The sequence below is a fragment of the Kitasatospora sp. NPDC093102 genome (genome assembly GCF_040683915.1).
Lineage (GTDB): Bacteria > Actinomycetota > Actinomycetes > Streptomycetales > Streptomycetaceae > Kitasatospora.
On sequence record NZ_JBFBFA010000005.1, the window covers coordinates 27,736 to 46,374 of the forward strand.

Sequence of the window (18,639 nt, forward strand, 5' to 3'; positions counted from 1 at the left end):
GCTATCCGGCGACCGATTGCCGGTGATCAATGCGCCGGCGTGCTTGCGATGTGTCCACCTATGGCCGATTTGTACTCGGATCGGATCGATGAGCGGGGCTCGGGGATGCAGCCGGGGACATGAATCCGGGGGAGGAACTTGATGCTCGGCTTCGTCGTGCGCCGACTGCGCGGGCGAGTGCCGCTGGCTGCCGCCGTCCTGTTCGCGGTGCTGATCACCACGTCCGTGCTGACCGCCTTGGTGGCCTTCAACAGCAGTGTCGGCGAGGCCGGCCTGCGGCAGGCGCTCCAAGGGCCCGGTCACGCCCGGACCGCCGTGGTGGTGACCGGCGAGCACGGGCTCGACCAGCGGACGAAGGACGAGGGGGCACTCGCCGCGTACCGGCAGAAGCTCTTCGGTGACCTGCCCGTGCACACCGACAGCGTGATGCGCAGCCGCTCCTACGGCCTGCCGGGCTCCGGCGCCGCAGCGAACGGCGACGCAGTGAGCGCAAGCGGCTCCGCCCCTGCGGGCAGCGCCCCCGCTCCCGCGGGCCAGGGCCCCGGCGCCCAGTCGGACCTGACGGTCCTCGCCGACCTCGACCGCGGCCGGGTCCAACTGCTGGCCGGCGCCTGGCCGGGCGCCGCCGGGCCGGTCCGGTCCGCCGCCCCGGAGGTCGCCGTTCCGCAGAGCCTGCTGCGCCGGCTCGGCCTGACCGAGCAGGCCCTGCCCGCCGAGGTCCGGCTCGTCGACCGGGTCGACAGCACGCCGTTGACCGTCCGGATCACGGGCGTCTACCGGGCCACCGACCCGACCGCCCCGTACTGGCGGATCGACCCGGTCGGCGGCCGCGAGATCGAGGTCGGCGGCTTCACCACCTTCGGCCCGATGATGGTCGACCAGAGCGCCTTCACCGCGGCCGGCCTGGTCCTGGGCGGTCGCGGCTGGTCGCTGGACGCCGACTTCTCCGGCGCCGACCGGGCAGCCGTGCAGGCCGCCGGCGACCGTGCCGAGCGGCTCTCCAGTGAGCTGAAGACCACCGCCTCGCTCAGCGCGAAGACCGAACTGCCGGACATCATGCGCGAGTTGTCCGACAGCATGGTGGTCGCCCGGTCCACCCTGCTGATCGGCGCCCTCCAGCTGGCGGTGCTCGCCGCAGCGGCCCTGCTGCTGGTCGTCCACCTGATCGCCGCACGGCAGGAGTCCGAGAACGAGATGCTCGCCGCGCGCGGTGCCTCGGCTGTCAGACTCGGATCCTTCACCGCCCTGGAGACGCTGCTGCTGGCCCTGCCCGCCGCGGTGTTCGCCCCGCTGCTGACCCCCTTCCTGGTCCGCGCGCTGGCCGGCCTCGGCAGTTCCCACCGGGTCGCCCTGGAGACCGGCATCAGCTGGACGCTCTGGCCGGTGGCCGTGGTCTGCGCGTTCGCCTGCATCGTGCTGGCCACCGTGCCGAGCGTGGTGCGCGGCGTCGGTGCCGCCCTGCGTCGCCGGGCCGGTCGCCGGCAGGCCCTGGTCTCCGGCGTCGCCCGCAACGGCGGCGACCTCGCCGTGCTCGCCCTGGCCGCGCTCGCCTACCAGCAGCTCGACCAGTACGGCGGCGGGCTGTCCGCCGACTCCACCGGCCGCCTCGACGTGGACCTGCTGCTGGTCGCCACCCCGACGCTCGCCCTGTGCGCCGGCACCCTGGTGGTGCTGCGGCTGCTCCCGCTCGTCGCCCGGCTCGGTGCCCGCGCGGCGGCCCGGGGCCGCGGCCTCGGCCCCGCCATGGTCGGCTGGCAGCTGGCCCGCCGCCCCGGCCGCGCCACCGGACCCGTGCTGCTGCTCGTCATGGCCGTGGCCACCGGCGTCCTGGCGCTCGGCCAGCAGGCCACCTGGACCGCCTCCCAGCGCGACCAGGCCGCCTTCGCCACGGCCGGCGGTCTGCGCATCTCCGGCTCGCACAACGCCCTGATGGGTCAGGGCGGCCGCTACGGCGCTCTGCCCGGCGGCGACCGGCTGGTCCCGGTGGTACGCGACGAACAGTCGTTGCCGAGCGGCAGGAGCCAGCTGCTGGCCGTGGACGCCGCCGCCTTCGCCGACCGCGTCCCCGTCCGCTCCGACCTGCTCGACGGCAGAACCGGTGCGGAGGTCTTCGGCACGCTCGCCGCGCCCGCCCCGGCCGGCATCCCGCTGCCCGGCAGCCCGCTGCGGATCGACGCCGACATCGCGGTGCGTCAGCAGGACCAGGCGCTCTGGTGGTCCAGGAGCAGCCAGGTCCACCCCCAAGTCCGGCTGCTGCTGCGCGACCGGTTCGGCCTGGTCCACAAGGTCCTGTTCGGCGACCTCCCGCTGAACGGCCAGGTCCGCTCCTCGATCCCGCTCGGCGCGCTGGTCGACGCCCCGGTGGGCTCGGTCGCCGCTCCGCTGACCGTGGTCGGCGCGACCGTCGACTTCGGCGATCGCAGCGAGGGCGAGGTCACCGTACGGAACCTGGCCGTCTCCGACACCGCGGGGGGACCGGCCACCACCGTTCCGGTGCCGACCGGTGCCGGCTGGAGCCTCAAGCCCCCGACGGTCCGCGGCGGCACGGACAGCTCACCGGTGGCCGCGCTCGCCTCCGAAACGGCCGGCGCCGACGCGCTGTTCACGGTCCGCTACCGCCCCGCCGGCGGCATCGGCGACCCGGTGCGCGCCGTGCTGAGCCCGACCGGGACGCCCGTTCCGGCCACCGTCGACGGCGTCGCCACCCGCGACTACCTGAAGGCCGTCGGAGCGTCGGTCGGGGACACCGTCCGGGTGCCGTTCGGCGGGGTCGTCGTCCCGGTCAAGGTGACCGGCGTGGTCGAGGCCGTACCGGTGGTCGGCCGACAGGCCCTGGTGATGGACCTCGGCACCGTCGCCCGGGTGCTGGCGGTCCAGGACCGAGACCTGCCCACCCGCACGGAGTGGTGGCTGCCCACCGCCGGGCCGGGCGACCGCGCCCCGGCCGAGGCCGCCGCCGCCCTGCGCGGCGCCCCCGGCAGCCAGGACCTCGTGCTCTACGACGAGGTCTCCGAAGGCCTCCTCGGTGACCCGATCGGCGCCGCCCCGCAGAGCGCGCTGATGGCCATCGCGATCGTCACCGCGGTGCTCGCCGCGATCGGCTTCGCCGCCGCCGTGGCCGGTTCCGCCCGCGAACGCTCCCGGGACTCCGCGCTGCTGCTCGCCCTGGGCGCCCCGCGCAAGCAGGTCGCCCGCACCGCCGCCGCCGAGAACGCGCTGCTGGTCGGCCTCGGCGGGATCGTCGGCCTCGCCCTGGGCGCCCTGCTCGTCCGGCTGATCGTGCCCTTCGTGGTGCTGACCCCGGCAGCCCGCCGCCCGGTGCCGGAGGCGCTGGTCGAGCTGCCACTCGGTCAGGCGCTGCTGTTCGCGGCCGCGATCGCCGTCGTTCCGCTGCTGTCGGCCTTCCTGATCGGGCGCCGGCGTCGAGACGTGGCCGCCCGGCTGCGCCACGTGGAGGAGATGTGACCACCAAGGCCGGCACCACCGTGCCCACCCCCACGCCCGGGCCCACCCGTGCCCACCGCCCCGCGCCGTGGGTCCGCACCCGGCTGCGCGCGATGCCGCTGGCCGCGTTGCTCACGGCGGCCCTCGCCCTCGTCACCGTCTTCCTGGCGGCGGCCTTCCCCCGCATCGAGGACCGGGGCGCGGACACCGCGCTCCAGGAGTTCACGCGCAGCCTGGGCGCCAACGTGACCAATCTGGAGTACACCTCCGGGACGACTCGCGACGACGCCGCGGCAAGCCTGGAGGCCACCCAGCAGAAGCTGAGCGAGCGGATCGGACGGGACCTCCCGCTGAACTCGTCGGGTCAGGCCTACGGCACCCGGGTCATGACCGAGCGCGGCATGACCAACCCGGGGTACACGAGGCTCTCCGAAGGGGCCGACCCGGCGATCGGCCTGTTCTACCTGCACGGCCTCGCCGACCGGGCGACGCTGACCGCGGGCACCTGGCCGGGCCCCGCCCCGGCCGACGGCCCGCTGCCGATCGTGCTGAGCCAGAAGGCCGCCGAGGCCGTCAACATCAAGCTCGGTGACGTCATCGAGAGTGGCAGCGACGGACCCGTCCCGCTGCGCAGCACCGTGGTCGGCCTCTACCGGGCCAACGACCCCCAGGACCCGTTCTGGCAGGGAATCGGCTGTCCGACCAGGGCCTGCCTGCGTGTCGAGGGCGACCAGGCGTGGTACCGGACCAGCGGCTTCGTCGACGGCGGCAGCCTGACCGCGCTGGCCGACTGGGGTTCGGGCGGCCAGAACTTCTGGCGGCTGCCCGTCGACGCCGGTTCCCTGCGCGCCGACCGGCTCGACCGGACCCGCGCGCTCCTCGGCTCGTACTCCTCCGGCCCCGGCATGACCGCCCTGGTCGGCTCGACCCACCGGGCCGACCTGCGCGTCAGCTCGCCGATGCCGGACGTCCTCGCCCGGGCCACGGCCCGCTACCAGGCCGCGGCCCCGCTGGGCGCCATCGGGCCGGCCGGCGTCGCCGGCGTCGCGGTCGTGGTGCTGTGCCTGGCCGCAGCGCTCAGCACGGACCGGCGCACGGCCGAGATCAGGCTGCTCCAGGCCCGTGGCGGCTCGCGCAGCGGAGTGCTGTTGCGGCTGCTCGGTGAGGGGGCGGTGACCGTGCTGCCCGCCGCCGTGCTCGGGACGGCCCTCGCGCTGGTGCTGCTGCCCACCCCCCGGTGGGGCGGCCCGGTGCTGCTGGCGCTCGCCGTGACCCTGTTCGCGATCCTGGCCTTCCCGGCCCGGGCCGCCCTGCTCTGGGCGCGCCCGCGGACCGCCGGCGGCTGGCGCCGGGTGATCGGCGAGCTCGCCGTGCTGGCCGTCACGGCCGCGGCGGTGGCCGAGGTCCGCCGCCGTGGCGTCGGCCACCCGGGCGATGGAGTGGACCCGCTGATGGTGGCCGCCCCGCTGCTGCTCGCCGTCTCCGGCGGCCTGCTGCTGGCCCGGATCGAGCCGGTCGTGGTCGGGTGGCTGGCCGCACTCGCCGGCCGCGGCCGCGGACTGGTCGGCTTCCTCGGCCTGGTCCGGGCCGCCCGCGACAACTCGGGCCGCCGCCGGCCCTCCGCGCTGCCGGTGCTCGCCCTGCTGATCGCCGTCACGGCCACCGGCTTCGGCGCCACCGTGCTCGACACGGTGGACCACTCCCGGACGCGTGCCGCGCGCATCGCCACCGGCGGCGACGTGTCCATCACGGTCCCGGCCTACGCCACCCTGCCGGACGACTTCACCAAGGCGGCCGGCGAACTGCCCGGCGTCCGGGCGGCGACCGGGGCCTGGGTCGAGGAGCGGGTCGTCTTCACCGGTGCCGACCGGGCCAACACGGGCGCCGTCCTGGTGGTGGTGGAGCCCGACGCCTATGCGGAGATCTCCCGCACTGTCGGGGTCGGCGGGTTCGACCCGGCCGAGCTGGCCGCCCCGGGTGGCAAGGACAGCCCGGTGCCCGCGCTGTTCAGCCGGAGCCTGGCCCAGCGCCTGGCCGCAGGCGCGCCGCAGGTGAGCACGCCCAGTGGCAGCCAGATGTCCACCGTGGTGGCCGGGATCGTCGACGCCACGCCCGCCCTGCCGGACTCCGGAAGGCCCTTCATCGTGGTGCCGGCCGGCGCCGCGGCGGAGCACCTGCCGGAGCTCAAGCGGGGGACCAGGACGAACAAGTGGTTCGCGGTCGGCGACGTCGACCCGGGCCGGGTCCGGGCCCTGATGCTGGAACGCGGCATCAACAGCGGCAAGCAGCTGACGGGTCTGGCCAAGCTGATCAGCAAGGACGCCGAGGAGGCGGGGCAGACCGCCGGCGGCCTGCCCCCCGGCTACGTGGTCCACAGCAGCCGCGAGATGATCGCCGAGCTGGCCGGCGATCCGGTGCAGCACGCCGCCGGACGTTTGTTCCGGTACGCGGGCTTCGCCGCCGCCGGGTTCGCCCTGCTGGCCGTGCTGCTGACGCTGCTGCGGGCCGCGCCGGACCGTACGGCGGTGCTCGCCCGGCTGCGCACCATGGGCCTGCGGCCCCGGCAGGGCCTGGCGCTGATCGTCGCCGAGGCGCTGCCGCAGACCCTGGCGGCGGCCGTCGGCGGCGGTCTGGTCGCCCTGGCCGCGGTCGCCCTGCTCGGGGGAGCCTTCGACCTCTCGGCGATGGTCGGCGCCCCGGTCGGTGACACCCTGGCCCCCGCGGTGATGCCGGTGCTGCTGCCCACCGCAGGTCTGACCCTGGTGGTCTGCCTCGGTGTGGTGGTGGAGACGCTGGTCGCCGGCCGGCGCCAGATCGCCACCGAACTGCGCGCGGGGGAGCGGCAATGAGGCAGGGAACGACAGCGGCGGACACGCCGGGAGCGGCGTCCGGGAGCGGTGGCCGGGCCGTGACAGCGGCCCGGTCCGCCGGGACAGTGGAGAGCGGTGCGATGAAGCAGGCAGTCGAGACAGGAGACGAGCGGTGATGAGTACTCCCCAGGAGCGGACGGTCGCCGAGGCCCCCAGCCTCCAGGAGCTCCAGCAGCGGGCCCTCGCCGCCGCCTCGCCCAAGGCGCACGACGCGGGGGCGGCCATCGTCTGCGACCGGCTGGTCCGGATCTTCAGCGCGGAGGGGGTCGAGGTCCAGGCCCTCCAAGGACTGGAACTGACCATCCGGCAGGGCGACCTGGTCGCCCTGGTCGGCGCCTCCGGCAGCGGAAAGTCCACCCTGCTCACCATCCTCGCGGGGCTGGACGTGCCGACCGCCGGCACCGCCACCGTGGCCGGCTGCGACCTGCTGGAGATGTCCGTCAAGGAGCGGCTGCGCTACCGGCGCGAGGTGGTCGGTTTCATCTGGCAGCAGACCGCCCGCAACCTGCTGCCCTTCCTCACCGTCGCCGAGAACATCGCCCTGCCGATGCAGTTGCGCGGTCGTCGTTCGGGCGGCGGCGGGGCCAAGCAGCAGGCGGCCCGGGTGGCCGAGCTGACGGAGGCGCTGGAGATCGGCGGGCTCGCCCACCGCAAGCCCGACGAGCTCTCCGGCGGCCAGCAGCAGCGGGTGGCGATCGCCGTGGCGATGGCCAACAACCCGCCGGTGCTGCTCGCCGACGAGCCCACCGGGGAGCTGGACTCGGAGACCGCCGGGGTCATCTTCGAGTCCTTCCGCACCGTCAACCGCGAACTGGGTGCCACCGTCGTGATCGTCACCCACGACCCGATGGTCGCGGGCGAGGTCCGCCGCACGGTCGCGATCCGGGACGGGCGGACCGCCAGCGAGGTGCTGCGCCGCACCGTGACGGACGAGCACGGCGAGGAGTCGGTGAACGAGCGCGAGTACGTGATGCTGGACCGCAGCGGCCGGGTGCAGCTGCCGGTCAAGTTCCTGGAGTCGCTCGGGATGGAGCACCGGGTGGCGGTCGACCTCGCGGCCGACCACATCGAGGTCCGGCCGGACGACCTCGCGGGGCACTGAGCCGGAACGCCCGCTCCGGGAGGCGGCGGCCGTCGCCTCCCGGAGCGGTCAGCCGTCGCCGCCCGTCCGCTGGAAGAGGCCGCTGCCCTCGGCGTCCGCACGGAGGCCGGGCGGCGCCTCCTGCGCGGCGCGCTCGCCGCGGGAGGTGGCGGTGCAGAGGGCGAAGACGATCAGGGCACTGGCCGCCACGGCGAGGATGCCCAGCGCGGTCAGGACGCGTAGCCAGGTCAAGGGAGTGCCTCCTGGGGGACGGTGCGGCCCACACCGGGATGTACGACGCTGCCGGGGATGTATCGGCAGGTCGGGCCGCACGGTCGAGTGCCCACGGACCGTTCTTCCCGCCGGGCGGCGCACGAGAGGTCGCCCGCGTGGGCGCTCGAAGCACTCGTGGGGCGCGTCATGCCCCGTCGCGCGCCCCTGCGGTGGCGGCCGGCCGTCCGGTCCCGCCGACCACCTGGGCCCGCAGGGCGGTGAGGTCCGGCTTCCCGAGGCCGTTCAGCGGGATCGCGGGCAGCAGGAGGAGTGCGTCCGGGGCGCGCCGACCGAGGCCGTGCGTCCGGGCCCAGTGGTGCAGTTGTTCGGCCGTCAGCCGCGAGCCGGGGGTGAGTGCGACGGCGGCGTGCACCCGCTCCAGGCGGTCCGGGCCGGTGGTCGTGAACATCACCGCTTCGCGCACCTCAGGATGCGTGCGCAGCGGCTCCTCGATCTCGCGAGGGAACACATTGTGCCCCTCGATGATCGCCATTGGGTCCCGCCGCCCGGCCACCGTCAGGTAGCCGGCCGTGTCCAGGCTGCCCAGGTCGCCGGTGTGCAGCCAGCCGTCCCGGAGCACCCGCTCGGTCAGTTCCGGGTCGCGCCAGTAGCCGGCCATCGCGGTCGGCGTGCGGACGCAGATCTCCCCGGTCCGGTCCGGCGGCAGCTCGGCGCCGTCCTCGTCCAGGATGCGCAGCTCGGTGTCCGGGTACGGGCGGCCGGCGGTGGTCAGCAGCCGCGGCGCCAGGTGCTCGTCCGGGCCCAGCCGGGCGACCGGCCCGCACTCCGTCAGGCTGTAGGTCTGGTGCAGCACCCGGCCCAGCCGCCGGGTCGCCTCGGCGAGGCGCCGCGGCGAGGGCGCGCAGCCGGTGTAGCCGACCCGGCGCAGGCTGCCGGTGTCGGTCGTGGGCAGCAGCGGGTGGTCCAGCAGCCGGTAGAGCAGGTGCGGCGGCAGGTACGTCCGGGACACCCGGTGCCGCTCGACCGCCGCCAGTACGGCGCCGGCGTCGAATCCGTCCTGCATCACCACCGTGCCGCCCGAGGCCAGCGCGAGGTCCGCCGAGGTGCCGCCGCCGTGGCAGAGCGGAGTGCACAGGAGGAAGACCGAGCCGGACAGCAGTGGTGGGCGCGGCGGCCGGGCGAAGCGGCGCAGCACCCCCTTCGGGCGTCCGGTGGTGCCGCCGGTGAACCGCACCGCCATCACGTCCTCGGGCCGGTAGCGGGGTTCGAGCGGGGCGGGCGAGCAGGACGCGGCGAGGTCCAGCAGGTCCGTGCCGAACCCGCGCGGCGGCGGGCCCAGGGAGAGGAGGACGGCCGAGGGCACGGCCCGCCCGAACCGCTCGGCCGCCGCCGCGCACCGGGCGGGGTCGAAGACCAGCGCGGAGGTCCTGGCGAACTCCGCCAGCGCCACCTGTTCCGCGACCGGCCCGTCCGGGAACGGCATCGCCACCCGGCAGCCCAGCAGGTTCGCGGCCAGGCGCACCAGCAGTGCCTCCGGCCGGTTCCCGGCCAGCACCGTCACCCCGTCCCCGCGCCCGAGCCCGGCCCGCTCCAGCGCACGGGCGGTGCGGTGCACCAGGTCCAGGCACCGCTGCCCGCTCCACGCCTCGTCCCCGTACCGGATCGCCACCCGGGCGGGGTCGCGTGCCAGCCCGTCCAGCACCGACCCGGTGTACGTCGGAGCCGCCTCAGCCATGGCCAGCCCTCCTGTCTGACGGTGCGTCAGCCTAGTGGACGGCCGGTCCCACGGATGCACTGCGGCCGACCGGGGCCCCACCGGCACCGGCGGGCGCCCGGCCGGGGCGAGCAGCCGTCCGGCGTTGTTGTTAGGGTTCCCGGTCGGACGTGAACGGGGGCTCGGGCTGGTGGGCAGCGGGGTGGACGCGGTCGTGGCGCCGTGCGGCGTGGTCGATCTGCGGGGCGAGGCCGGGGCGGGGTTCGTCACCGCCTACCCGGCCGACGCCGTCGTGGTGGTGTCCGGGCTTCCGGGGGCCGGGAAGAGCACGCTGCTGCGGCGCTGGTCCGGGGCCGCAGTCCGGTCCGTGGACCCGCGGACGGTGCACGAGGCCTGCGAGGCGGTGATGCCCGCCGCCCTGCCGTACGCGGTGTACCGGCCCTGGGCCCGGCTGGAGCACTTCCGGCTGCTGCGCTCCTCGGTGCGCGCCGGCGGTCCGCTGCTGGTGCACGACTGCGGCAGCCGCGCCTGGATGCGGCGCTGGCTCGCCCGGGAGGCGGTCCGCCAGGGCCGCGAACTGCACCTGGTGCTGCTCGACGTCGGCGCCGTCACCGCGCTGGACGGTCAGCGGGCCCGTGGCCGGCGCGCCTCCACCCGGGCCTTCGCCCGCCACCGCCGAGGCCTGGAGCGGCTGCTGGCCGCCTTCACCCGGCACGTGCGCTCCGGCGGGCCGATGCCGACGCCGGAGGCCTCGTCCGTGCTGCTGCTGGACTCGGTCTCCCGCTCCCGCGCCCGGACGGTGCGCTTCGGCGCCGCGGGCTGAACCTCGGTCCCAGGCTCGGCGTTCGGCCGCCGCATGCCACCAGCCGGGCGGCGAGGTGCCGGTGACGGTCGCGGACGGCTGCTCGGGATGCAGCCCGAGCGGCCGCAGGGCATCGGCGCGGACCCGGACGTCGAACCAGCCGTGCCAACGGCCGTCCGGGCCGATCCCGCAGAGCAGGTCCCAGCGCACGGCGCCGGCGGCGGCGGGCCTGACCGGCCCGGAAGGCCGCCGGGCCGCCGGTCCCCCCGGGCGGCGAGTGGGCACCGGCCCGGGGAGCACGGGCGAGAACCGGCCGACCGGGGGCCATGATCGCCAGAACGCTCCCGGCACTGCCAGACTGGGGCCGGCAGAGTCCGTCACGGAGAGAGGTCACACCCCGCATGCCCAGCAGCGCCGTCGTCGAGAACCCGTGGTTCCGCAGGTTCAACCCGTCCGACTCCGCGCCCGCCCGGATCGTGATCTTCCCGCACGCCGGCGGCTCGGCCAGCTACTACCTGGAGTTCGCCAATGCGCTGGCACCGTACGCCGACGTGCTCGCCGTCCAGTACCCCGGCCGGCAGAACCGCATCGGTGAGCCGACGATCGACTCGGTGACCGGGCTCGCCGAGCAGCTCGCCCGTGAACTGCGGGGGTGGGCGGACCGGCCACTCACCTTCTTCGGGCACAGCATGGGCGCGGCCGTCGCCTTCGAAACGGTCCGGCGCTTCGAGCGCGACGGCGTGAAGGGGCCCGATCGGCTGTTCGTCTCGGCCGGCCGCGCGCCCTCGCTGCCCCGGACGACCACGGTCCACCAGCTGCCGGACGACGAACTGCTCGCCGAGATCTCCGCGCTCGGCGGCACGGACGACCGGATCCTCGACATGCCCGGCCTGCGCGAGCTGATCCTGCCGAGCCTGCGGGCCGACTACACGGCCGTCGAGACCTACTGCAGCTCCCCGGACGCGACCGTGTCGCTGCCGATCACCGCCATGGCGGGGGAGGCCGACACGCACGCCACCGTCGACCAGGTCGGCCAGTGGGAGCGGCACACCACCGGCGCCTTCGACCTGCGGGTCTTCCCGGGCGGGCACTTCTACCTGGCCGACCGGACCGGGGCCGTGGTGGAGCTGCTCACCGCGCACCTGCGCGGCTGAGCCGGTCGGGGTGGGCGCCCGGGGCGGCAGCCCACCGGGAGCGCCAACCGGACACCGCGCCGGCCGTCGAACCGATGTGCCCGGATCGGTGACCGGAGCGCTCCCGCTCGACTACTGTGCCTGCTTGACGGGCCATCAGCAGATCACCGGGAGGAAGCCGTGCGCCGGATCGCCGTTGTCGGAGCGGGCCAGGCCGGCCTCCAGCTCGCGCTCGGGCTGGTGGCGGACGGGTACCGGGTGACGCTGGTCGCCGAGCGCACCCCTGAGCAGCTGCGCGGGGGCCGGGTGCTGTCCACCCAGGCGATGTTCGGCCCCGCGCTGCGGATCGAGGCGGCGGCCGGGCTGGACCTCTGGGCGGAGCGGGCGCCGGCCGTCTCCTCGGTGGAGGCGGTGCTGGCGGCGCCCCCGGGCGTGCGGGCCCTGGAGTACACCATGACGCTGGACGAGCCCGCCCAGTCGGTGGACCAGCGGCTCAAGCTGGCCGGCTGGCTGGAGCTGCTGGCCGAGCGCGGCGGCGAGGTCGAGTACCGGACGCTGGACCGTGGCGGGCTGCACGAGCTGGCCCGCCGGCACGAGCTGACCGTGGTCGCGGCCGGGCGCGGCGCCCTGTCCGGGATCTTCGAGCGCGACGCCGTCCGCTCGCCCTTCGACCGGCCGCAGCGGGCGCTGTCCTGCCTGTACGCGCACGGCGTCGGCTCACCGGACCCGGCCGCCGGGCCGAGGGCCCGGATGAACGCCCTGCCCGGTCTCGGCGAGCTGTACCTGCAGCCGGCGCTCACCCTCTCCGGCCCCTGCGACGTCCTGCTCTGGGAGGCGCTGCCCGGCAGCCCGCTGGACGCGTTCGGCGACGCGCCGCCGCCGGACGTCCAACTGGACCGGATCCGTGAACTGTTGGGCGAGTACCTGCCCTGGGAAGCGGAGCTCTGGACGGAGGCCGAGCCGACCGACGCCGGGGCGGGCCTGTTCGGCGCCGTCACCCCGGTGGTCCGACACCCGGTGGCGGAGCTCGGCTCGGGCGTGGACGCCGTCCACGTGCTGGGCCTCGGCGACGCGGTCGTGGTGACCGACCCGATCACGGGGCAGGGCGCCAACAACGCCGCCCGGGCGGCCGAGGCCTACCGCCGGGCCGTCGTCGAGCACGGCGACGCCCCGTACACGGCCGACTGGATGTGCCGCACCGCCGAGCGGTTCTGGCAGCAGCAAGCCCGCCACAGCGTGGAGTTCACGGCTGCGATGCTGACCGTGCCGGACCACCTCCAGGGCGTGTTCGCGGCCGCCGCCGAACACCCGGAGGTCGGCCGCCGGCTCGCCAACACCTACGCCGAGCCGAGCGACCACGCCGCCTGGCTGGCCACCCCCGAGCTGGCCGCCGCCTACCTGGCCTCGGTCGGAGCCTGACGAACCCGCCCGCACTTGCCTCCGGGCGGCCCGCGGGACGACGCTGGAGGGAAGAGGGCAACGGGTGCGGGAGGCGTCGCTCGTGGACGGACGCGAGCCCGCCGGCCGGTCCGCCAGCGGCCACCGGAGCGTGCCGCACACGGCCGACCTGCGGGTAGAGGCCTGGGCGCCGACGGCCGAGGGCTGCATCGGCGAGCTGGTGCACGCCGTCGTCGGCAGCTTCGCCGACCTCGCCGGCGCGCGGATCGTCGGCGAGCGCGGCTGCACCGTCCTCGCGGTGAGCGACCCGGACCTGCTCGCGGGCGTCCTGGAGGAGGTCATCTACCGGATGGACGCCGACGGCGAACTGCCGGTCGCGGTGGCGGTCGGCCCGATCGAGGGCCTGGACGGGGCCCGCCGGGTGACGGTCCGCTTCCGGATGGCGGACGCCGCCACGGCCGCCCTGGTCGGCGCGGTGCCGAAGGCCGTCTCCCTGCACGAGCTGGACCTGAGCGCCGGGCCGGACGGCTGGACCTGCCGGGCCACCGTCGACGTCTGAGCCGCCCGGGCGGGCCGTCCGGACAATCCGCCGGGACGGCTCGTCGGGAGCGGGTGAGCGGAGCGGGGTGAGCGAGGTGGAGATCGCACTGGCCGAGGCGGGCCGGCACCGCTGGCGGATCGAGCCGCGCCCGCCGATGCGGGTGCCCGGCGTGGTGTTCGCGACCAGCGCGCTGCTGCCGCAGGCCGCCGGGGACAAGGCACTGGAGCAGGTGGCGAACGTGGCGACGCTGCCCGGGATCGTCCGGGCCTCCTACGCGATGCCCGACGTGCACTGGGGTTACGGGTTCCCGATCGGCGGGGTCGCCGCCACCGACGTCGAGCGGGGCGGAGTGGTCTCGCCCGGCGGGGTGGGCTTCGACATCTCCTGCGGGGTCCGGCTGCTGGCAGCCGGCGTCAGCCGGGACGAACTCGACCGGGAGCGGATCGGCCGCCTGATGGACCTGCTGGACCGCACCGTTCCGCGCGGCCTGGGCCGGGGCGGCCTGTGGCGGCTGTCCGGACCGGAGGAACTGGACGAACTCCTGCTCGGCGGCGCCCGCTACGCCGTCGAGCACGGCCACGGCGTACCCCGCGACCTGGAACGCTGCGAGGACCGCGGCGTGCTGGCCGGCGCGGCCCCCGGCGAGGTGAGCACCCGGGCCGTCGAGCGCGGGCTGCAGCAGGTCGGCAGCCTCGGCTCCGCCAACCACTTCCTGGAGGTGCAGGCCGTCGACCGGGTGCACGACGCCCGGACCGCCGAGGCCTTCGGACTGCGGCCCGGCCAGGTCTGCGTCATGATCCACTGCGGTTCGCGCGGCCTCGGCCACCAGATCTGCACCGACCACGTCCGCGCCATGGACCGCGAACTGCAGCGCTACCGGATCGAGCTCCCGGACCGCCAGCTCGCCTGCACCCCGGTCGACTCCCCGCGCGGTCACGCCTACCTGGGCGCCATGACCGCCGCCGCCAACTACGGCCGGGCCAACCGGCAGCTGCTCTCCGAGGCGGCCCGCCGCGCCTTCGCCACCGCGCTCGGCGTCGGGCTGGAACTGGTGTACGACGTCTCGCACAACCTCGCCAAGCTGGAGACCCACGAGGTGGACGGCGAACCGCGGACGCTGTGCGTGCACCGCAAGGGCGCCACCCGGGCGCTGCCGCCCGGCGACCCCGACCTGCCCGCCGACCTGGCGGAGGCCGGGCAGCCCGTGCTGGTGCCGGGCACCATGGGCACCGCCTCGTACGTGATGGTCGGCCTGCCCGGCAACGAGGCCTTCCGCTCCGCCTGTCACGGCGCCGGGCGGGTGCTGAGCCGCCACCAGGCGCTGCGCACCGTGCGCGGCGAGCGGCTGAAGAGCGAGCTGGAGGCACAAGGGGTCGCGGTGCGGCCGACGTCCTGGCGGGCGCTGGCCGAGGAGACGCCCGAGGCGTACAAGGACGTCGACGCGGTGGCCGCCGTCACCGAGGCCGTCGGGCTCGCCCGCCAGGTCGCCCGGCTGGTGCCGTTGGGCGTGTGCAAGGGGTGAGCCGCCGTACCGGTCCGGGCGTGTCCCTCGACTCGCCCGGCCGGGCGCGCTTGGATGTCGGACGCATCCGTCGCAGCAGCGCATCCGTCACAGGAGGTGGTCATGCCGGGGAACCCGGAGCCGGCCGTGGACCGCCGCGGCACCGGAGACGGTCCGGTGATCGAACTGCGCTCGCTCACCAAGCGCTACGGCGCCACGGTCGGCATCGAACGGCTGGACGTGTCGGTCGAGGCCGGCGAGGTGTTCGGCCTGCTCGGCCCCAACGGCGCCGGCAAGACCACCACGCTGCGCTGCCTGGTCGGCCTGCTCAGCCCCAGCGACGGGCAGGTGCGGGTGCTCGGCCTGGACCCGGTGGCCGACCACGGCCGGCTCGCCCCCTCGATCGGCTACCTGCCCGGCGAACTGCGGCTCTACCCCGAACTCACCGGGCAGCAGACCCTCGACCTGCTCGCCGCCCTCCAGGGCGCCCCGGTGCCGCGGCAGGGCGAGCTGTGCGAGCGGCTGAAGCTCTCCCGGGCCGACCTGGCCCGACCGGTGGGGGAGTACTCGCGCGGCATGAAGCAGAAGCTCGGGCTCGTCCAGTCGCTCCAGCACCGGCCGCCGGTCGTGGTGCTGGACGAACCGAGCGAGGGGCTCGACCCGCTGGTCCAGGAGACCTTCTACGAACTGCTCGCCGAGGAGACCGCGGCCGGGCGGACCGTCCTGCTCTCCAGCCATGTGCTGCCCGAGGTGCAGCGGACCTGCGGCCGGGTCGCCATCGTCCGCCACGGACGGCTGGTCACCGTCCGCTCGGTGGCCGAACTGCGCCAGGCCCGGGCCCGCCGGGTCCGGCTCGTCCTCGGAGACGGGCGGGGTGCCAGGCCGCTCGGTGCCGCCGAGCGGTGGTCCCCGCGCTGGGACGGTTCACGGGTCGAGCTGCTGGTGCCGCCCGACGAGGTGGTCGCGGCCGTGCGCACCGTGCTCGCCGAACAGGCGGTGGCCGACCTGACGGTGGAGGAGGCGGGCCTGGACGAGGCCTTCCTCGACCTCTACCGGTCCGTCGGGGCCGAGGAGTCCGCCGGAGCCGGGGAGCCCGCCGGAGCCGAGGGCTCCGTCGGGGCCGAGGGGCCCCCGATCGCCGGTCGCCTGCCGGAGCCGGAGGAGCGGCCGTGAAGCCGGGTACCGTCAACCGCCGCCTCCCGCTGGTCTGGCTCGCCCTGCACCGGCGCCGCCGGATGCTGTTCTCCCTGCTGTTCGGCATGGTCGTCTTCGAGACCCTGATCGTGGTGATCGCCAGTACCGTTCCGACCGACGAGCTGTTCGGTGCCCGCCGCACCCCGCCCGGCGCGTTCAAGGCCTTCAGCGGCTCCAACGGCGACGTCTCCATCGCCAGCTACCCCGGCCTGCTCGGCGCCGGACTCACCCACCCGTTCTGGATCGCCCTCCAGCTGACCGCGATCGGCTCGCTCGGTGCCGCGGCCGTCGCGGCCGACGTCGAGTCCGGCACCATCGAGCTGCTGATGACCCGCCCGGTCTCCCGCCGCCGGCTGCTCGCCGAGCGGGCCGGCGCCCTGATCGCCGCCACGGTGCTGCTCAACGCCGCCGCCACGCTGACCCTCGCGCTCGGAGTGGCGATCTCCGCCCCGCTGCGCGCGGCCGTCCCGGAGGGCGCGGTGTTCGCCGCCGGACTGCTCGGCTGCGCCCTCGCGTTCTGCCTGACCGGACCGGTGCTGGCGGTCTCGGCGCTCAGTCGGCGGCGGGCCCATGTGATCGGCGCGGCCGTCGCGTTCGGCGCGGTCGGCTTCGCGCTCAACTTCGTCGCGCTGGCCTGGTCCCCGGCCAGGCCGTTGCGCTACCTCAGCCCGTTCCACTACTACGCGCCGGGCGACGTGCTCGCCCACGGCGGGGTGCCGTGGGCGGCCTTCGGGGTGCTGATCGGGGTGGGGCTGCTCGGGCTGGCGGCGGCCTTCCGGCTGCTGGAACGGCGGGACCTGGCGGTCTGAGCCGAACGTCAGCCCCAGCTGCGGGCCGCGGCCAGCAGGCGTTCGCGGACCAGGGCCACGTGGGGGTTGGCCGGGCCGGCCGGGCGGCGGACCAGGTAGGCGGTGTTGATCGGCGGATCGGCCGGCTCGTGCAGCAACCGCAGGGCCCCGGAGGCGAGTTCGGCCCGGCAGAGGTAGCCGGGCAGCACGCTCCAGCCCGCGCCCGCGGTGACCGCCGAGAGCACCGCCCGCAGGTCGGGCACGGTGACCGCGGCCCGGGCGTGCAGCCGCCGGTCGAAGACGTGCCGCCAGTAGCGGCGGGCGATCGGCAGGTCCTCGGCGTAGCTGAGCAGTGGGACCTCGGTCAGCGCGCCGGGCAGCTCCCGGCCGGCCAGCCGTTCGGCCCAGACCGGGGCCGCGACCAGGACGAACTCCTCGTCGGCCAGCGGTTCGGCGAGCAGCGTCCGGCCGCGCGGACGCCGGGTGGCGATCACCAGGTCGTGCTGCCCGGCCCGCAGTTCCGCCAGCAGCGGGTCGGTCAGCCCGGTGGTCACCCGCAGCTGGACGCCCTCCGCGACCAGCGGGGCCAGCTCGGCCAGCAGGGTGGTGCCGAGGAACTCGGCCGGCCCGGCGAGGTGGACCGGCTCCGGCACGCCGCCGCCTCGACCGTCGCCGAGGCCCGCGAGCTGGTCCAGCGGCACGGCGAGGCGGGCGGCGAGGTCGTCGGAGTACGGCAGCGGGCTGACCCCGCGGGCCCCGCGCTCGAACAGCTCCCGGCCGAGCCGCTGCTCCAGCGCCCGGATCTGGGCGGTCACCGTGGACTGCGACAGGCCCAGCAGGTGCGCGGCCGCGGTGAAGGAGCCCACCCGGTGCACGGCGAGGAAGGTCCGCAGCTGGTTGAGGTCCAGCGGGCCGGAGCCGGTGGTCGGCCGATCGCTCATACCGGCCAGCCTACGGGATCCCGATGGCTCGACGGTCGGCTCGACGATCCGGGTCAGGCATCGGAATCCCGATACCTCGCATCGCGTGGCCCATTGGTTCCCGCAGGCCGGGCGCGTCTAGCGTCGACGGCGTGAGCGCCGCGGCAGGCCGTCGCGGCGGAGACCGCCGCACCCCTGGAGGCACGCCCCATGGCCGACATCCTGTTCGTCCTGACCGGTTCGAAGGTCTGGACCCTGAACGACGGCACCGCGCACCCGACCGGCTTCTGGGCGGAGGAGGCGGTCGTCCCGTACCGCGCCTTCACCGAGGCCGGCCACCGGGTCACCGTCGCCACCCCGGGCGGTGTCGTCCCGGTCGCGGACCGGGCCAGCCTGACCGATCCGGCGATGGCCGGGGAGCTGGCGAAGATCGCCGAGTTCCGGCAGCCGCTGGTGCTGGCCGAGGTCGACCCGGCCGACTACGAGGTCGTGTTCTACCCGGGCGGCCACGGCCCGATGGAGGACCTGGCGGTCGACGCCGACTCCGGCCGGCTGCTGACCCGGGCGCTCGCCTCCGGGCGCCCGCTCGGGGTGGTCTGCCACGGCCCGGCCGCACTGCTCGCCGCGCGGACCGAGGGCGGCGGCTCGCCCTTCGCCGGATACCGGGTGACCGGCTTCACCAACGCCGAGGAGACCCAGGCCGGCCTGGCCGACCGGGCGCCGTGGCTGCTCCAGGACCGGCTGGTCGAGCTCGGCGTGGACTTCGAGGAGGGCGAGCCCTGGGCGCCGCACGCGGTGGTCGACCGCAACCTGGTGACCGGTCAGAACCCGGCCTCCTCGGCCCCGGTGGCCGCCGGGCTGCTGAAGCTGCTGGAGGAAGCGGCGAAGTAGCGGCCGCACAGCGGGCCCCGTGCGGGCGGGTGAGCTGCGGAGCGTGCGCATGCGTCGCACCCGTCGCTCACCCGCCCGGGTGGGGTGCCCGGGACCTGTCGCGGATCCGCCGGACCCGCCCACGGGCG

The 18,639-nt window shown here is 75.7% G+C and carries 14 protein-coding genes; 11 read left to right on the forward strand and 3 right to left on the reverse strand.

The genetic code is table 11. The features are described 5' to 3' along the window. Positions 1 to 141 precede the first annotated feature (141 nt). From AB0O11_RS09415 to AB0O11_RS09425, 3 genes are all read left to right on the forward strand, one after another. Positions 142 to 3,465, forward strand: a complete 3,324-nt coding sequence (locus tag AB0O11_RS09415) for an FtsX-like permease family protein (protein ID WP_363383610.1) — start codon at positions 142 to 144, stop codon at positions 3,463 to 3,465. Then, positions 3,462 to 6,293: a hypothetical protein gene (locus AB0O11_RS09420; protein WP_363383612.1), complete on the forward strand. Its 2,832-nt coding sequence runs from the start codon at positions 3,462 to 3,464 to the stop codon at positions 6,291 to 6,293. The genes AB0O11_RS09415 and AB0O11_RS09420 overlap by 4 nt, the downstream gene beginning before the upstream one ends. Positions 6,294 to 6,429: 136 nt before the next feature. Continuing rightward, positions 6,430 to 7,416, forward strand: a complete 987-nt coding sequence (locus AB0O11_RS09425; RefSeq protein WP_363383613.1) for an ABC transporter ATP-binding protein — start codon at positions 6,430 to 6,432, stop codon at positions 7,414 to 7,416. Positions 7,417 to 7,464: 48 nt separating this feature from the next. Here the strand turns inward: AB0O11_RS09425 and AB0O11_RS09430 are convergent, their stop codons facing one another. Next, positions 7,465 to 7,647: a hypothetical protein gene (locus tag AB0O11_RS09430; RefSeq protein ID WP_363383615.1), complete on the reverse strand. Its 183-nt coding sequence runs from the start codon at positions 7,645 to 7,647 to the stop codon at positions 7,465 to 7,467. Between the two features lie 166 nt (positions 7,648 to 7,813). Further along, complete coding sequence (locus AB0O11_RS09435; protein ID WP_363383617.1) at positions 7,814 to 9,364, reverse strand: AMP-binding protein; 1,551 nt, start codon at positions 9,362 to 9,364, stop codon at positions 7,814 to 7,816. A gap of 181 nt (positions 9,365 to 9,545) precedes the next feature. Between AB0O11_RS09435 and AB0O11_RS09440 the strand changes: the two genes are divergently transcribed. The 7 genes from AB0O11_RS09440 (at position 9,546) to AB0O11_RS09470 (ending at position 16,721) form a co-directional block, all read left to right on the forward strand. Continuing rightward, the gene (locus AB0O11_RS09440; protein ID WP_363383619.1) at positions 9,546 to 10,166 is read left to right on the forward strand and encodes an AAA family ATPase; all 621 of its coding nucleotides are present in this window, start codon (positions 9,546 to 9,548) and stop codon (positions 10,164 to 10,166) included. Between the two features lie 380 nt (positions 10,167 to 10,546). Next, a complete protein-coding gene (locus AB0O11_RS09445; RefSeq protein ID WP_363383621.1) occupies positions 10,547 to 11,299 on the forward strand; it encodes an alpha/beta fold hydrolase in 753 nt (250 codons plus the stop codon). A gap of 159 nt (positions 11,300 to 11,458) precedes the next feature. Further along, positions 11,459 to 12,697: a styrene monooxygenase/indole monooxygenase family protein gene (locus AB0O11_RS09450; RefSeq protein ID WP_363383623.1), complete on the forward strand. Its 1,239-nt coding sequence runs from the start codon at positions 11,459 to 11,461 to the stop codon at positions 12,695 to 12,697. A gap of 82 nt (positions 12,698 to 12,779) precedes the next feature. Then, positions 12,780 to 13,235 (forward strand): archease, encoded by a 456-nt coding sequence (locus AB0O11_RS09455; RefSeq protein ID WP_363383624.1) that lies wholly within the window; start codon positions 12,780 to 12,782, stop codon positions 13,233 to 13,235. A 67-nt stretch (positions 13,236 to 13,302) separates the two neighbouring features. Continuing rightward, a complete protein-coding gene (locus AB0O11_RS09460) occupies positions 13,303 to 14,739 on the forward strand; it encodes an RtcB family protein (protein WP_363383626.1) in 1,437 nt (478 codons plus the stop codon). A gap of 102 nt (positions 14,740 to 14,841) precedes the next feature. Further along, positions 14,842 to 15,891, forward strand: a complete 1,050-nt coding sequence (locus AB0O11_RS09465; RefSeq protein ID WP_363383628.1) for an ABC transporter ATP-binding protein — start codon at positions 14,842 to 14,844, stop codon at positions 15,889 to 15,891. Next, positions 15,888 to 16,721: an ABC transporter permease subunit gene (locus AB0O11_RS09470; RefSeq protein ID WP_363383629.1), complete on the forward strand. Its 834-nt coding sequence runs from the start codon at positions 15,888 to 15,890 to the stop codon at positions 16,719 to 16,721. Before AB0O11_RS09465 ends, AB0O11_RS09470 begins: the two co-directional genes overlap by 4 nt. 8 nt (positions 16,722 to 16,729) lie before the next feature. Here the strand turns inward: AB0O11_RS09470 and AB0O11_RS09475 are convergent, their stop codons facing one another. Further along, a complete protein-coding gene (locus AB0O11_RS09475) occupies positions 16,730 to 17,641 on the reverse strand; it encodes a LysR family transcriptional regulator (protein WP_363383631.1) in 912 nt (303 codons plus the stop codon). Between the two features lie 189 nt (positions 17,642 to 17,830). On the opposite strand from AB0O11_RS09475, the gene AB0O11_RS09480 reads away from it, so the two are divergent. After that, a complete protein-coding gene (locus AB0O11_RS09480; RefSeq protein WP_363383633.1) occupies positions 17,831 to 18,511 on the forward strand; it encodes a type 1 glutamine amidotransferase domain-containing protein in 681 nt (226 codons plus the stop codon). Positions 18,512 to 18,639 lie beyond the last annotated feature (128 nt).

Coding starts and splice junctions, on each gene's coding strand:
- AB0O11_RS09480 (WP_363383633.1), top strand. CDS start 17,831: ATGGCCGACATCCTGTTCGTCCTGACCGGTTCGAAGGTCTGGACCCTG.
- AB0O11_RS09435 (WP_363383617.1), bottom strand. CDS start 9,364: ATGGCTGAGGCGGCTCCGACGTACACCGGGTCGGTGCTGGACGGGCTG.
- AB0O11_RS09475 (WP_363383631.1), bottom strand. CDS start 17,641: ATGAGCGATCGGCCGACCACCGGCTCCGGCCCGCTGGACCTCAACCAG.
- AB0O11_RS09465 (WP_363383628.1), top strand. CDS start 14,842: ATGCCGGGGAACCCGGAGCCGGCCGTGGACCGCCGCGGCACCGGAGAC.
- AB0O11_RS09445 (WP_363383621.1), top strand. CDS start 10,547: ATGCCCAGCAGCGCCGTCGTCGAGAACCCGTGGTTCCGCAGGTTCAAC.
- AB0O11_RS09425 (WP_363383613.1), top strand. CDS start 6,430: ATGAGTACTCCCCAGGAGCGGACGGTCGCCGAGGCCCCCAGCCTCCAG.
- AB0O11_RS09415 (WP_363383610.1), top strand. CDS start 142: ATGCTCGGCTTCGTCGTGCGCCGACTGCGCGGGCGAGTGCCGCTGGCT.